This window comes from Listeria farberi (genome assembly GCF_014229295.1).
Classification (GTDB): Bacteria; Bacillota; Bacilli; order Lactobacillales; family Listeriaceae; genus Listeria; species Listeria farberi.
In genome coordinates, this window is record NZ_JAARZL010000001.1 from 912433 (window position 1) to 926887 (window position 14455).

The following is a 14455-nucleotide window of genomic DNA, read 5'->3' on the forward strand; positions in this document are numbered from 1 at the left end:
GAAAATGGTCAAACGTTTTGAACTAAAAAAGAAAACGCTTTAGAGGGCGTTTTCGTGTTCTTTTTATGCCAATACTAATTGCCAGGTAATCCCGAACTTATCTGTAACCCAGGCGACTTTTCGAAGGGCTTCCACTTCTTCTGGGCCCATCATTACGCTTCCTTCTTTAGCTAATCTTTCAAAAAGGGAATCAAATTCCTCTTCTGTATCTGCAAAATAAAGTGTTGTAGTAGCCCAACTAAAGGCTGGCGAGGCGTTATTTGTCATATCCATAATCATGAATGAAGCTCCTTTTATTTCAAAAGTAGCATTTAGAACCTTGCCAATATCACCGCCCTGCTCAGGCTTTGTGAAGTAGGTTAATGAGACCTTTTTTGCATCAGGGAAAGTGTCTAAATAAAATTGAAATGCTTCCTCACCATTTCCATTAAAAGTGAAAAATGTGGAGATTCGTTTCGCTTGATTAAACATTTATTCTACCTCCTTTTGAATTATTTTAACTATACCCGAAAAATGTTTCAATTATGTGTTAAAATGAAGAAAAATGTGCGGGGGCTTGATGATGAAATATCCGATAATGCTTGATATTACAGGGAAAAGGGTTGTCATAATTGGCGGTGGGAAGGTAGCACTTCGTAAAGTAAAGGGGCTGCTTCATACCGGTGCTGATATTTTAATTGTTGGGTTAGATGTTTTGCCAGAGATTAAAGAGCTTCAAGTACAGGTAAAAGAAGAAGCTTACCGAGCAGAGCATCTTAATAGCGCTTTTCTGATATTTATTTGTACGAATAACCCAGAAGTCAATCAAATGATACTGAAAGATCATCTGCCAGAGCAACTAGTGAATGATACGACAGAACAAAAGAATTCCGATTTTTTCAATATGGCAACTGTATCAAAAAATGAGTTGCTAGTCGGTATTTCAACGGATGGTGGTAATCCAGGATACGCCAAGAAAATAAAAAGAGAAGTAAGCCAGCTAATTGAAAATTTAAAAACAGACGAAATTGCCAATCGACATAAAACAGACAAAACCTACTAATTTTAGTAGGTTTTTTATTCTATTATATTGCTCTCTTTTAGGTTGCAAAATTTTACTATAGATTTTGAAATGTAAACGCTCTATCATTGAAGTATACTGAAAAACTATTAAGAGGGTGTTGAGCCAAATGTCCATTTTAGAAAAGATTAAAGATGCTGGCGTTGTTGGTTGTGGTGGAGCGGGTTTTCCGACCCATGCCAAGTTTAGCGGTGAAGTGGAATACTTAATTATTAATGCGGCGGAATGTGAGCCGCTACTAAAAACCGATCATTTTGTCATGAGAAACCATGCAGTAGAAACGATTAAAGCAATTGAAATGGTTAAAAGCCAAGTAGGTGCAGAATTTGCCGTTATTGCGACAAAACGTTATTACACAGAAGAAATTGCGGCTCTTAGGTCAGCAATTACAGAACTAGATGCAAGCGTGACAATTCATGAGATGGATAATGTTTATCCGACTGGTGATGAGCAAGTCATGGTATTTGAAGTGACAGGCCGTGTTGTACCACCAAGCGGTATTCCACTAATGGTTGGCTGTATTGTATCGAATGTCTCGACAATGTGGAACGTCTTCCATGCGATTCAAGATGACGCGCCGGTCGTTCGTAAACAGTTGACAGTAACTGGAGCGGTAGGAGAACCAAAGCTGTTGGATGTCCCTGTTGGAACGCCATTTGAGGTTTGTTTAGCAGCGGCAGGCGGAACTAATTTGGAAGAGTACTTGTTTTTAGATGGTGGACCGATGATGGGTAAATTGAATGACCAATCCACCATTTCTGAAAAAGTGGTGACAAAAACTACGTCTGGCTTGATTGTTGCAGAGGATACAGGTTATCTGCACAAGTTACATTACCAAACAGTGGAACAAATTTTCAATGAAACAAAATCAGCTTGTATTCAGTGTTCGCTTTGTTCGGATTTATGCCCGAGAAAGCAATTAGGTCATGATATTCATCCGCATAAAGTTATGCGTCATTTTGCGGTTGCAGAGGATATAACGGATATTAAACCAGATCCGATTTGGGAAGAAGCGATGATTTGTTGTGAATGTGGTATTTGTGAGGTAATTGCGTGTCCGATGGGATTATCTCCGCGCCAAGTAAACATTCATGTGAAAAAAGAACTTCTAAAACAAGGTGTTCGTTATCAAACCGATAAAAAAGAATTTACGCCTGACCCGATGCGCGAATATAAATCGATTGCCCCCAAAAATATTTTAATCAAAATGGGCTTACAGCAATATGCAGATGTTCATTTAGAAACAATGCATTATTTAGATGTGGATGAAGTGTTTATCCCAACGAAAATGCATATTGGAGCGCCGTCTATTCCGGTTGTGAACGAGGGGGATATTGTGAGAAAAGGTGATTTGATTGCGAAGATTCCTGATACAGCTCTTGGGGCTAATATCCATGCAAGTATTGACGGTCAAATTATTCGTATAACCGAAGAACAAGTTCATATTAAGAAGGTGATGTCATGAAAATGGATACATTAGGATTTCTCGAATTAAATAGTATTTCGAAAGGCATTGAGGCGGTTGACACAATGCTAAAAGCAGCCAATTCCGAATTAATTTATGCTAAAGCAAGCTGTCCAGGGAAATATTATATTTTAATAGCAGGCACAGTGGATTCTGTAGCTCAATCAATTGAAGCTGGAACGAAGATAGGTGCGGCAAATATCGTCGGGAACTTAGTCATTCCTCGCGTGTCTGACCAAGTAATCAAAGCAATTAACAAAACGGAAGTTCCAGATGAGATGAATGCAGTAGGTGTGATGGAATATTATTCGTGCTCTGGTTCAATTATAGCAGCTGATGCCGCAGTAAAAGCAGCTGATGTTCAGCTAATGGATATTCGGTTGGCGACTGGGATTGCTGGTAAGTCATTTGTCGTTTTAACTGGTGATACAGCAGCTTGTGAAGCGGCAGTGGAAGCAGGCCTTAGTGCAGCTAAAGAAGAAGCACTATTAATTAATAAAGTAGTTATACCAAGACCTCGTAAAGAAGTTTTTGAGAGTTTAATCTATTAAAAAGATAACAATATATTGTCATAGAGTTTTTGAGAAAGGTACGCACTGACTGTGGTTGCGTGCCTTTTGAACAATTTGACAAAATAGTGGCGCCTAAATATGATAGGATTATTTTGAGATAGTTTGTCTAGATGAGGAGTGGGAAAAATGAGTTTTGAGGATAATAAAGAACGCGTAATTCAAGAATACGTACCAGGTAAACAGGTGACACTCGCGCATTTAATCGCGAATCCAAACCGTGATATTTATACGAAATTAGGTTTAGAAGAAGGTGCTAGTGCGATTGGAATTTTAACCATTACACCAAGTGAAGCTTCGATTATCGCAAGTGACATCGCGACTAAATCTGGAGATGTACGAATTGGCTTCATTGATCGTTTTAGTGGTTCCGTTGTACTTACAGGTGATGTTTCTTCTGTTGAATCAGCTTTACAACAAGTCGTTTTTTCATTACACGAAATTTTGGACTTCTCAATTCCAAAAATCACTAGGAGCTGAGTTACTTGAAGAAAATGATGGTAATGGGTTCAGTTGGTTGTGGTAAGACAACGCTGTGCCAGAAATTGCACGGATATGATATTTTATATAAAAAAACACAAGCGGTGGAGTATTTTCAAGAAATGATTGATACGCCAGGCGAATTTGTACAACATAGGCAACTATATAGTGCGCTCACTGTGACTGCGGCTGATGCATCAGTAATCGCGATTTTACAGAGTGTAACGGAGAAGAAGCAGACGTTTTCACCGATGTTTACCAGTATTTTTGCTAAACCGGTTATTGGGATTGTTACAAAAGTGGATTTGGCGGAATCGGACAAAGACATTGAGCGAGCAGAGCGGGCATTACGCATGGCCGGCGCGAAGCATATTTTTTATATTTCTTCGGTAGAGGAAACTGGAATAGAAGAGCTTCGGGCATATTTGGAAGATTAATTTTAACTAAGTGGGGGTTTTTTTATGCCTCAAGTGAGGGATTTATCTATAATTGATGTGCCTGGTGGTTGTGTTTTGACGAGTTGTGATATTAGCGCTGGGTTTGGTGAGAAAGTGCATGATGGCTTAAGGGTTGCGCCAGAAGTGACAGCTCAGTTGACTTTGAGAGTTGCTCTACTAGAAATGCTTGCTTCAGGTGCTGTAGTAGTGGCTGTGAGTGATGTTATCGGAGCGGAAATGAATCCGACTGGTAAACGTGTTATCGCAGGGCTAAAAGACGAACTTATTAAGGCTGATTTAGGTCATATTGAATTAAATGGCAGTACTGAAGAAAATATGAACGTAACACAAACTAGTGTAGGCGTTCTTGTAACTGGTTTTGCGACTAAAGCTGCACTCAAGCTCATAAATGTGCATGAAGCTGCGGTCTTATTTGCATTTGGCGAACCGATTGTAGGAGCAGAAGTTTTGCAGAGGATGGCGGAGATGCCAGATTATCATTTGGTCAAACAGTTAGTTTCTGACAGCAGAGTACTTGAAGTTGTGCCGGTTGGATCGAAAGGAATGGCTTATGAAGCAAATACTTTAGCACGAATTAATGATTGTGTTTTCAAAGCTAGTGGCATTTTTAATGAAGCGACCATGAATAAAACTGTGGGGCCAGCTTCAGTTATTTTAGTAGCGGTTAAAGCAAGTGAAGTAAAAACATTTGAGCAGGACTTGCCGACTGCTAAATGTTTAGGAGAATTGAGGAATTACCATGGGTGAAATGATGCTTGTAACTGGCGGCGCTAGAAGTGGTAAAAGTAGTTTTGCTGAAAAAGAAGCTGCTAAATATAATCGTGTTTTATATGTGGCGACCGGAATTGCATTTCAAAATGATACAGAGTTTCAATCTAGGATAAAAAAACATCAAGCAACCCGCCCAGAGAACTGGGATACTTTTGAAGCTTTTAAAGGGATTGCCGCTCATTTGGAGCAACATGGAAATCAATATGATGTAATAATGCTTGATTGTGTAACGATGTTAGTTACTAATTTATTTTTTACGTTGCTTGGCGAGCGCGAGTTGACAAATGAGATTGCTGATGAAATAGAAGCTGCGATTCAATCGGAAGTGCGCGCAATTTTAAAAGCGGGAAAGAAATCCACCGCTAAACTTATTTTTGTTACGAACGAAATCGGCTTAGGGGTTGTACCTGAAAATAAGTTAACGCGAGTCTTTCGAGATATTATTGGTCGTATTAATCAGCAAATTGCAATGGAAGTAGAGGAAGTCTATTTTGTCATGAGTGGCATTCCGAAAAGGTGGAAGTAATATGAAAACATTGATTTTACTAATTCAATTCTTTACGCGAATTCCGCTACCTATCGAAATAAATATGGACGAGATTAACTTGAAAAAAGGGAGTGCGCTTCTTCCGTTTGTTGGAATTGTTATAGGTGCATGGAATTGGCTTGTTTTTTCTTTAGTATCATTTGTTATGCCTTTGCCGGTTGCAATTATCGCAGGACTTTTTGCAGAAATTATCATCACAGGCGGATTCCATGTTGATGCGCTTGCAGATACAGCTGATGGATTATTTTCTTCGCGTAAAAAAGAGCGTATGCTAGAAATTATGAAAGATAGTCGAGTTGGCGCAAATGGTGTGATTGCGATTTGCTTTTATTTTCTTTTTTATGGTGCTTTATTTTTTTCTGTTCCAAACATACAGCAGATTAGCTGGTTGTTTTTCGTTTTACCAATGGTTGCTAAAGGCGTGACAATGTTGCTTTTTGCAAAAATGACCTATGCGGGTTCTAAAGAGGGACTTGGTTCGATTTTTCTAGGTGTTCCTTGGTGGCCGATTATGATTGCCCAAGGGATTGTTCTCATTGTGTTAGCGCTGTTTTTCTCTTATGTGGGGCTAATTGCTTACGCCGGGGTGTTAATATTTACAATCATTTACCGGTTATTTGTATATAAGCGAATTGGTGGAATGAACGGAGATACGCTAGGTGCAGGGGGGCAGATGGGGCAACTTGTGTGTCTATTTTGTTTAGTATTAATTTGGGGGTTGATGTAATTGCAACTTATTTTTGTCCGGCACGGCGAAACCGACTGCAATGCACTAAAAAAATATTGTGGTCAAATGGACGTGGCTTTAAATGACAATGGTATAAGACAAATGAAACGACTCCAAGAAAGGCTTACTAATTACTCATTTGACTTAGTAGTTACCAGTGATTTAATGCGCGTAATTCAGTCTGCAGCATTATTAAGTAACCGAAAGACAATTCGTTTTCCTGCATTTAATGAAATGAATTTTGGCGATTTTGAAGGATATACATATCAAGAAATTAGTACTAAGTTTCCTGTCGCTTGGGATGACTACTGTAGTAACTGGCAAATAGCTCCATTTCCAAATGGGGAAAGTTTTCCGGTTTTTTATGAGCGTGTGATAGCTACATTTAAGGCTGAATGGGAAAACTGGCAGAAGCTCGATACGGTGTTATTTGTAGGGCATCTTGGTGTGTTACGTGCTATTGCACTTTTTCTACAAGATCAAAAAATAGCACAATTTTGGGATGTCGATTTCAAGCAAGGGTGTTATTCGCTCTGGGACAACAAATCTCAACGTTTTCTTATTTCCAATCAATAGTAGATTTTTGTTGTTTCAGGTGAAAACGCTTTTTTTGTAAATCGTTTGTGTTAAGATGTAGGTAGTTAAATAGGTCTTATGTTGGTGGAATGTGTTTGCATTTCTGAAAGAGGAATTCGGTGTGAAGCCGGAACTGCCCCCGCAACTGTAAGGTGGACAAAAATCGAGATAGCCACTGTACGTTTTTTAGCGTATGGGAAGGTTCGATAGTTGGATGAAGCCAAGTCAGGATACTCGCCAAATAAGACGGAAGCAACTCTTTTTCGGGGTCCTAAAAAGCGTATGCGGGTAGTATAGCTTATTTGCTGTGCATAAACTCTCATTCGATAATGGATGAAAGTTTTTTTGCTTTTCAGGAACAAAAAAGTCATACTCTAAAATAATATAGAATATGACTTTGAGAAATACTTATTTTAAAGTTTCGCGGTAGCCTTTTGGAGTGACGTCAAACTCTTTTCGGAAGACCTTACAGAAATAGCTCGTTTGAGTGAAGCCAAGATTACGAGCGATATTATCAATGGACAAGCGTGGGTTTTTCAACATTTCTTTAGCGAGTGCCATTTTCTTTTGGTTCACATAATTAATGAAGTTCACATTCATTTCTTTTTTGAATAATTTACTGAAATAATAAGAGCTAAGATATACATGACTTGCTACTTCATCAAGTGTAATAGGACGGTTGAGATTTTTTTCGATATATTTGAGTGCTTTCCGAATTTCTTTATTATCTTCATGATGTACTATTTTCGTATGGTGGAAGGCGATCTTTTGTTTTTGTTCTTCGCGGCTTTTTTCCATTTCAGATTTCAAGTAATACTGGGAGATAATTGTAAGCATTTCTGCAGAAGAGTTGATTTTTTTAGAACTGAAAACAGGGACAGAGCGAAATGCGGATATTAGTTCTTTATCGTTTTTCCAATCCGTTTCTTCTGTTTGAATATTACCAACTTCACTATTTTCTTCACAAATAACCTGACCACTGAGTAAGAATCCACTAAGTTGATTTTCGACGACGATGGGGACAGAAAAATCGGTTAATCCAGCATGACATCGATAAATTAAAGGTTTTCCGGTTTTGGAGGCTTCTAGTCCACCAAACATATCACATTTTTGGCAAAGGGAGCGATATTTAGGGTTAGATCGAATGAGTTGGCAAAAAGGAGTAAAGTTACATAATCTTGAAACTTCGGTACCGTGTATATCTACAACAACTGAGGCTAAACTAGTTGCGGCTGAGAACTCATCCATGACTTTTTCAATGAGCATTTCGTTGCTTTTGGACTGTAGTAACATAGCTATTCCCCTTTCGGCAATACTTGGCATGTTTCTGTCGTTCTTAGTATAGCATATTTATAATGCGCTTACATTTTCTTGCCATGAAGATAACAATATATTGCTAAGACTAATTTCATATGTAAAAGCCCAAACCATGCATTACTGGATGGCTTTTTGTGGTTATTTTTTTTGGAGGCGCAAAATTGTGTTAAAACACGAATCGCGTCTTCTTTTTTTTATTTGGAAGCGGCAACTATTTATATATTAGATTGCCTATACTGAGAGAGTAAAATACTTATTTTGAGAAGGAGGTACACCCATGCAAGAAGCACTAGGCTTAGTTGAAACTAAAGGGCTAGTTGGCGCCATTGAAGCCGCTGACGCCATGGTTAAATCAGCTAATGTAACTTTAACAGGGTACGAAAAAATCGGATCTGGACTGGTTACTGTCATGGTTCGTGGTGATGTTGGTGCGGTGAAAGCAGCGACAGAAGCAGGAGCGGCGGCAGCAAGAAATGTAGGTACTGTGATGAGTACACATGTTATTCCTCGTCCGCATACTGATGTGGAAGAAATTTTACCAGTGAGGGTGAAGTCAGATGAGTGAGCAAAATAAACTGATTGACGAAATTCTAAAACAGGTAATGGAAACGGTCAATGATGCCCCGGAAAAAATAGTAGAGGATGGAGGATCACGTCAAATGAGTGAAAAAGCAGTTCAATTAACAGAGTTTGTAGGAACAGCGATTGGAGATACAATCGGCCTAGTGATTGCGAATGTAGACGGACAACTTTTAGAAGCAATGAAGCTTGAGAAGTCTTACCGTTCTATAGGTATTTTAGGAGCTCGTACTGGTGCAGGCCCACATATTATGGCAGCAGATGAAGCGGTAAAAGCAACGAATACAGAAGTAGTAAAAATCGAATTACCACGTGATACAAAAGGCGGTGCGGGTCACGGTTCTTTAATTATCTTTGGTGGTGACGATGTTTCTGATGTGAAACGTGCAGTGGAAGTTGCACTGAATGAATTAGATAAAACTTTTGGAGATGTATACGGTAACGAAGCAGGACATATTGAACTTCAATATACTGCACGCGCAAGCCACGCACTTAATACTGCATTTGGCGCACCAGTAGGTAAAGCATTCGGACTTATGGTTGGTGCTCCAGCTGGGATTGGCGTTGTTATGGCTGATACTGCGGTGAAATCTGCGAATGTAGATGTGGTTGCTTACTCTTCACCAGCTGATGGAACTAGTTTCTCCAATGAAGTAATTCTTTGTATCTCTGGAGATTCTGGCGCAGTTCGTCAAGCAGTTATTTCTGCACGTGAAATTGGTAAAAAATTACTTGGAGCTTTAGGGGATGAACCGAAAAATGATCGTCCATCCTACATTTAGAACGGAGGGTAACGACTGATGAAATCAAAACGCTTTGAAGAGTTAGCAAAACGCCCGGTCAATCAAGATGGTTTTGTAAAAGAATGGATTGAAGAAGGCTTAATCGCAATGGAAAGCCCAAATGATCCAAAACCAAGCATTAAAATAGAAAATGGAAAAGTAGTCGAAATGGACAGCAAAAAATTAGCTGATTTTGACTTAATTGACCATTTCATCGCTAAGTATGGCGTTGATTTATCCCGTGCAGAAGAAGTTATGAAAATGGACTCTGTGAAGCTCGCAAACATGCTATGTGATCCAAACGTACCGCGGGAAAAAATCGTTTTACTTACAACAGCAATGACACCAGCAAAAATTGTAGAAGTAGTTTCGCAAATGAACGTTGTCGAAATGATGATGTCCATGCAAAAAATGCGTTCACGTAGAACACCGACAACCCAAGCTCACGTAACTAACTTGCGTGATAATCCTGTTCAAATTGCAGCAGATGCGGCAGAAGCAGCAATTCGTGGTTTTGACGAGCAAGAAACAACCGTTGCAGTAGTTCGTTATGCACCTTTTAATGCACTTAGCTTATTAGTAGGTTCGCAAACAGGGCGTGGTGGCGTATTAACGCAATGTTCTCTTGAGGAAGCAACAGAATTAGAGCTTGGTATGCGCGGCTTAACTTGTTACGCTGAAACGATTTCTGTTTATGGTACGGAGCCTGTATTTACAGACGGAGATGATACACCTTGGTCTAAAGGTATTTTGGCAAGTGCATATGCTTCTCGTGGTCTAAAAATGCGTTTCACATCTGGAACTGGTTCTGAGGTTCAAATGGGTTATGCAGAAGGAAAATCTATGCTATATCTTGAATCCCGTTGTATTTTTATTACAAAAGCAGCTGGTGTTCAAGGTTTACAAAATGGGTCGATTAGTTGTATTGGAATTCCGGGAGCTGTACCAAGTGGTATTAGAGCAGTTCTTGCAGAGAATTTAATTGCCGTTATGTTAGATCTAGAAGTAGCTTCTGGTAATGACCAAACGTTCTCTCACTCGGATATTCGTCGTACAGCTCGTTTACTGATGCAATTTTTACCAGGAACTGATTATATTTCTTCTGGATATAGTGCGACTCCAAACTATGACAATATGTTTGCGGGTTCCAATTTTGATGCAGATGATTTTGATGATTACAATATTTTACAACGTGATTTAAAAGTAGATGGTGGTTTAACACCAGTGACGGAGGAAGAAGTTGTAGCGGTTAGAAATAAAGCTGCACGAGTAATCCAAGTTGTATTTGATAAATTAGGTCTTCCTGCTGTAACGGATGAGGAAGTAGAAGCAGCAACGTATGCACGTGGAAGTAAAGATATGCCAGAACGTAACATGGTAGAAGATATTAAAGCAGCAGCTGAAATGATGGACCGTGGTGTTACTGGTCTGGATGTCGTAAAAGCGTTATCTGCTGGTGGATTTGACGATGTTGCCGAAAGCGTACTAAACATGCTGAAACAACGCGTATCTGGGGACTTCCTTCATACATCTGCCATCATTGATAAAGACTGGAATGTCATTAGTTCCGTCAACGATTTAAATGATTACGCAGGCCCAGGAACTGGTTATCGTTTAGAAGGCGAACGCTGGGAAAAATTAAAAGATATTGCTGTTGCAGTTGATGCAAACGAATTAGACTAAGCTACTTCCCATTTTTTATAAAGGAGGATTAAGAGACATGGTTGAAATTAACGAAAAAGTACTTCGTGGAATTATCTCAGAAGTATTAGATGAATTACAGCTAAAAGAAGATAAAGTTTCTTTCCAAAAAGAACAGCCAAGTGCAGTAGTTTCAGATGAAAGCTTTTTAACAGAAGTTGGTGATGCGAAACCAGGAAGACAAAAAGATGAAGTTGTCATTGCGGTCGCACCAGCTTTTGGTAAATATCAAACGAAAAATATTGTTGGCGTTCCGCATAAACAAATTTTACGAGAAGTGATTGCAGGCATTGAAGAAGAAGGGTTAAAAGCACGAGTTGTTCGTGTATTCCGTTCTTCTGACGTAGCTTTCGTCGCAGTAGAAGGCGATAAACTAAGTGGTTCTGGTATTTGTATCGGGATTCAGTCGCGTGGTACAGCATTAATCCACCAAAAAGATTTACAACCACTTTCGAACCTAGAGTTGTTCCCACAAGCACCACTAATCACACTCGAAACTTACCGTGCGATTGGTAAAAATGCTGCGAAATATGCAAAAGGTGAATCACCAAATCCGGTCCCAATGGTAAATGACCAAATGGCTCGTCCGAAATTCCAAGCAAAAGCAGCTTTACTTCATATCAAAGAAACGAAACATGTTGTTCAAGGGAAAAATGCAGTCGAACTACAAGTAAATTAATAGTGAGGTGAAAATGATGAATCAAGAAGCACTAGAAAATATGGTTAGAAATATTTTACAAGAAGTAAATAGTGGTGCAGTAACAACAACCACATCTCAAAAAGTAAGCGGAGATACACTCACTGTTCGCGACTATCCACTTGGTACGAAACGTCCAGAACTTGTAAAAACAGCATCATCTAAATCTTTGGATGATATTACGCTAAAAAGTGTTCTAGATGGCACAATCAAACCTGAAGATGTTCGTGTAACAGCAGAAACACTTAGAATGCAAGCGCAAGTAGCAAGAGATGCTGGACGTGCTACACTCGCGAACAACTTTGAACGTGCAGCAGAATTAACTGTTGTTCCGGATGAGCGTATTTTAGAAATCTACAATGCGATGCGTCCATACCGTTCCTCAAAAGAAGAATTACTTGCGATTGCGGATGAGTTAGAGAGCGTTTATCAAGCAACGATTTGTTCTAATTATGTTCGTGAAGCAGCACAGCTTTATCAAGAGCGTAAGAAATTAAAAGGCGATAATTAAAATTCAACTTTGCTCATGATTATGTAGGAAATGCGGTGAAATGAATGAAGTATATTGCAGGTATTGATATCGGAAACTCAACAACAGAAGTGGCACTTGCCATAGCAAACACCAAGAGGGAAACAGAGTTTGTTGCTAGCGCTATTACAGACACAACTGGTATCAAAGGAACAAAACAAAACCTTCATGGGATTTTTAAAGCGTTAAAACTAGCTTTAGAAAAAGTAAATGCAACAACTGCGGATTTGGCTGAAATTCGTATTAATGAAGCGACCCCCGTGATCGGTGACGTGGCAATGGAAACAATTACTGAAACAATTATCACAGAGTCTACCATGATTGGACATAATCCTAAAACACCAGGTGGGCTTGGAATGGGCTCAGGAATTACAGTACATTTGGATGAAGTGGCTTCTAAATCAAAAGATACTGATTATATCGTGATTATCCCAAAAATGGTTGACTTTGAAGATGCCGCACAGCTGATTAATGATTATACCGAACTTGGTTATCAAATAACTGCTGCGATACTTCAAGCAGACGACGGAGTGCTCGTTCATAATCGATTAAACCATAAAATCCCGATTGTAGATGAAGTTGGTTTTATTGATAAAGTTCCAGTTGATATGTTAGCGGCTGTTGAAGTTGCGGCTCCGGGTAAAGTCATAGAAACGATTTCTAATCCGTATGGTATTGCGACAGTTTTCCATTTGAGTTCTGATGAAACAAAGAACATCATTCCCGTAGCTCGAGCATTAATTGGTAATCGTTCGGCAGTTGTGATTAAAACACCAGAAGGCGATGTGAAAGCTAGAACAATTCCAGCCGGACATATTGAACTTCAATCAGGAACTAGAACGCAACGTGTAAATGTGGCAGAAGGTTCTGAGAAAATCATGCAAGCGATTATGTCACTACCAAAACTTGATAATGCAAGCGGTGAACCAGGAACCAATATCGGCGGCATGTTAGAAAAAGTACGACAAACTATGGCTGGGCTCACTAATAAATTACCGGCAGATATTTTTATTCAAGATCTGCTGGCTGTAGATACGTTTGTTCCAGTAGATGTGCAAGGTGGTCTGGCGGGCGAATTTTCCATGGAGCAAGCTGTTGGAATTGCCTCAATGGTAAAAAGTGATCATTTACAAATGGCTGCAATTGCCTCAGAAATCGAACAAGAGCTAAATGTAACGGTCAAAATTGGTGGCGCAGAAGCAGAGGCAGCGATTCTCGGAGCACTTACTACTCCAGGAACCAATACACCACTTGCTATTTTAGACTTAGGAGCAGGTTCAACAGACGCTTCAATCATAAATGGAAAAAGTGAAATCATTGCTACTCATTTAGCTGGAGCAGGTGATATGGTAACGATGATTATCCAGTCAGAAATTGGCCTTGAAGATCGGTATTTAGCAGAAGATATAAAAAAATATCCGCTTGCTAAAGTCGAAAGCATTTTCCATATTCGCCATGAAGATGGTACGGTTCAATTTTTCGATACGCCGCTTTCTCCAAGTGTTTTTGCGAAAGTAGTGATTGTAAAACCAGACGGATTTGTACCAATTCCTGGTGACGTTTCGATTGAAAAAATTAAATTAATTCGTCGTTCGGCTAAAGAGCGCGTTTTTGTAACGAATACCATCCGTGCACTAAAATATGTCAGCCCAACTGGGAACATTCGTGATATTCCATTTGTCGTAATTGTCGGAGGCTCAGCCCTTGATTTTGAGATTCCGCAATTAATTACAGATGCACTTTCTCATTATTCCTTAGTTGCGGGACGGGGAAATATCCGCGGACAAGAAGGGCCTAGAAATGCAGTTGCCACAGGATTAATTCTGTCAGGTGGTGCTAATGTATGATTCCGGTTGTAAATAAACCAGCTATTTATTTTCATGCAGATCAAAGCGCGAATCCAGACTGCATTAAACAAGTATTATTTGGAATAGAAGAAGAAGGCATTCCATGTGAATTAGAAATTATGCCTTTAAAAGACGAAGTACAAGCTGCATTTCGAGCTTCAGCGAGTTCGCCACTATTGGTTGGAATTACGCTCAAAAATGATCATTTAGTGATTCATTATCGTAATTTGCCGCCAGATCAGCCGCTATTTTCGGAATATCGTTTTTGCGCAGCCACGCTGGAAAATCAGCGGAATATGGGAATGAATGCAGCGCGACTTGTCAAGGGCGTACCTTTTAAATAAGGAGGT

At 39.5% G+C, this 14455-nt stretch carries 18 protein-coding genes and 1 riboswitch; of the genes, 16 read left to right on the plus strand and 2 right to left on the minus strand.

Annotated elements, in window-relative coordinates; genetic code table 11:
• Positions 1–63: 63 nt before the first annotated feature.
• Positions 64–471, minus strand: a complete 408-nt coding sequence (locus HCB38_RS04520) for a VOC family protein (protein ID WP_185318496.1) — start codon at positions 469–471, stop codon at positions 64–66.
• 91 nt (positions 472–562) lie between these two features.
• On the opposite strand from HCB38_RS04520, the gene HCB38_RS04525 reads away from it, so the two are divergent.
• The 9 genes from HCB38_RS04525 (at position 563) to cobC (ending at position 6653) form a co-directional block, all read left to right on the plus strand.
• Positions 563–1042: a precorrin-2 dehydrogenase/sirohydrochlorin ferrochelatase family protein gene (locus HCB38_RS04525; protein WP_185637678.1), complete on the plus strand. Its 480-nt coding sequence runs from the start codon at positions 563–565 to the stop codon at positions 1040–1042.
• Positions 1043–1160: 118 nt separating this feature from the next.
• Positions 1161–2525 carry a 4Fe-4S dicluster domain-containing protein gene (locus tag HCB38_RS04530; protein WP_185607686.1) on the plus strand — a complete coding sequence of 455 codons (1365 nt, stop codon included), beginning with the start codon at positions 1161–1163 and terminating at the stop codon, positions 2523–2525.
• Positions 2522–3076, plus strand: a complete 555-nt coding sequence (locus HCB38_RS04535; RefSeq protein ID WP_185318499.1) for a BMC domain-containing protein — start codon at positions 2522–2524, stop codon at positions 3074–3076. Before HCB38_RS04530 ends, HCB38_RS04535 begins: the two co-directional genes overlap by 4 nt.
• A 147-nt stretch (positions 3077–3223) precedes the next feature.
• A complete protein-coding gene (eutS, locus tag HCB38_RS04540) occupies positions 3224–3574 on the plus strand; it encodes an ethanolamine utilization microcompartment protein EutS (RefSeq protein ID WP_185318500.1) in 351 nt (116 codons plus the stop codon).
• A 5-nt stretch (positions 3575–3579) separates the two neighbouring features.
• Positions 3580–4011: a EutP/PduV family microcompartment system protein gene (locus HCB38_RS04545; protein ID WP_185318501.1), complete on the plus strand. Its 432-nt coding sequence runs from the start codon at positions 3580–3582 to the stop codon at positions 4009–4011.
• A gap of 24 nt (positions 4012–4035) precedes the next feature.
• Positions 4036–4779, plus strand: a complete 744-nt coding sequence (cblS, locus tag HCB38_RS04550) for an alpha-ribazole kinase (RefSeq protein WP_185637680.1) — start codon at positions 4036–4038, stop codon at positions 4777–4779.
• Entirely contained in the window at positions 4772–5329 is a 558-nt protein-coding gene (gene cobU / locus HCB38_RS04555) for a bifunctional adenosylcobinamide kinase/adenosylcobinamide-phosphate guanylyltransferase (RefSeq protein ID WP_185637682.1), read from the plus strand. Before cblS ends, cobU begins: the two co-directional genes overlap by 8 nt.
• A gap of 1 nt (position 5330) precedes the next feature.
• The gene (gene cobS / locus HCB38_RS04560) at positions 5331–6077 is read left to right on the plus strand and encodes an adenosylcobinamide-GDP ribazoletransferase (RefSeq protein WP_185619968.1); all 747 of its coding nucleotides are present in this window, start codon (positions 5331–5333) and stop codon (positions 6075–6077) included.
• Positions 6078–6653 (plus strand): alpha-ribazole phosphatase, encoded by a 576-nt coding sequence (gene cobC, locus HCB38_RS04565; RefSeq protein WP_185318505.1) that lies wholly within the window; start codon positions 6078–6080, stop codon positions 6651–6653.
• 64 nt (positions 6654–6717) lie between these two features.
• Positions 6718–6909: riboswitch (cobalamin riboswitch) on the plus strand.
• Positions 6910–7061: 152 nt separating this feature from the next.
• On the opposite strand, the gene HCB38_RS04570 is transcribed toward cobC, so the two are convergent.
• Complete coding sequence (locus tag HCB38_RS04570; RefSeq protein ID WP_185318506.1) at positions 7062–7946, minus strand: PocR ligand-binding domain-containing protein; 885 nt, start codon at positions 7944–7946, stop codon at positions 7062–7064.
• Positions 7947–8247: 301 nt separating this feature from the next.
• On the opposite strand from HCB38_RS04570, the gene pduA reads away from it, so the two are divergent.
• The 7 genes from pduA to HCB38_RS04605 are packed head-to-tail and all read left to right on the plus strand — an operon-like array spanning position 8248 to position 14449.
• Entirely contained in the window at positions 8248–8535 is a 288-nt protein-coding gene (pduA, locus tag HCB38_RS04575) for a propanediol utilization microcompartment protein PduA (RefSeq protein WP_003719356.1), read from the plus strand.
• Positions 8528–9331 carry a propanediol utilization microcompartment protein PduB gene (gene pduB / locus HCB38_RS04580; protein ID WP_003736321.1) on the plus strand — a complete coding sequence of 268 codons (804 nt, stop codon included), beginning with the start codon at positions 8528–8530 and terminating at the stop codon, positions 9329–9331. The genes pduA and pduB overlap by 8 nt, the downstream gene beginning before the upstream one ends.
• Positions 9332–9349: 18 nt before the next feature.
• Positions 9350–11014, plus strand: coding sequence for a propanediol/glycerol family dehydratase large subunit (locus HCB38_RS04585; protein WP_003761744.1), 1665 nt, complete (start codon positions 9350–9352; stop codon positions 11012–11014).
• 37 nt (positions 11015–11051) lie between these two features.
• A complete protein-coding gene (locus HCB38_RS04590) occupies positions 11052–11711 on the plus strand; it encodes a propanediol/glycerol family dehydratase medium subunit (protein ID WP_185318507.1) in 660 nt (219 codons plus the stop codon).
• Between the two features lie 16 nt (positions 11712–11727).
• Positions 11728–12240 carry a diol dehydratase small subunit gene (locus HCB38_RS04595; RefSeq protein WP_185318508.1) on the plus strand — a complete coding sequence of 171 codons (513 nt, stop codon included), beginning with the start codon at positions 11728–11730 and terminating at the stop codon, positions 12238–12240.
• A gap of 44 nt (positions 12241–12284) precedes the next feature.
• A complete protein-coding gene (locus HCB38_RS04600; protein ID WP_185607689.1) occupies positions 12285–14105 on the plus strand; it encodes a diol dehydratase reactivase subunit alpha in 1821 nt (606 codons plus the stop codon).
• Positions 14102–14449: a glycerol dehydratase reactivase beta/small subunit family protein gene (locus HCB38_RS04605; protein ID WP_185318510.1), complete on the plus strand. Its 348-nt coding sequence runs from the start codon at positions 14102–14104 to the stop codon at positions 14447–14449. Before HCB38_RS04600 ends, HCB38_RS04605 begins: the two co-directional genes overlap by 4 nt.
• The last annotated feature ends 6 nt before the right edge of the window (positions 14450–14455 follow it).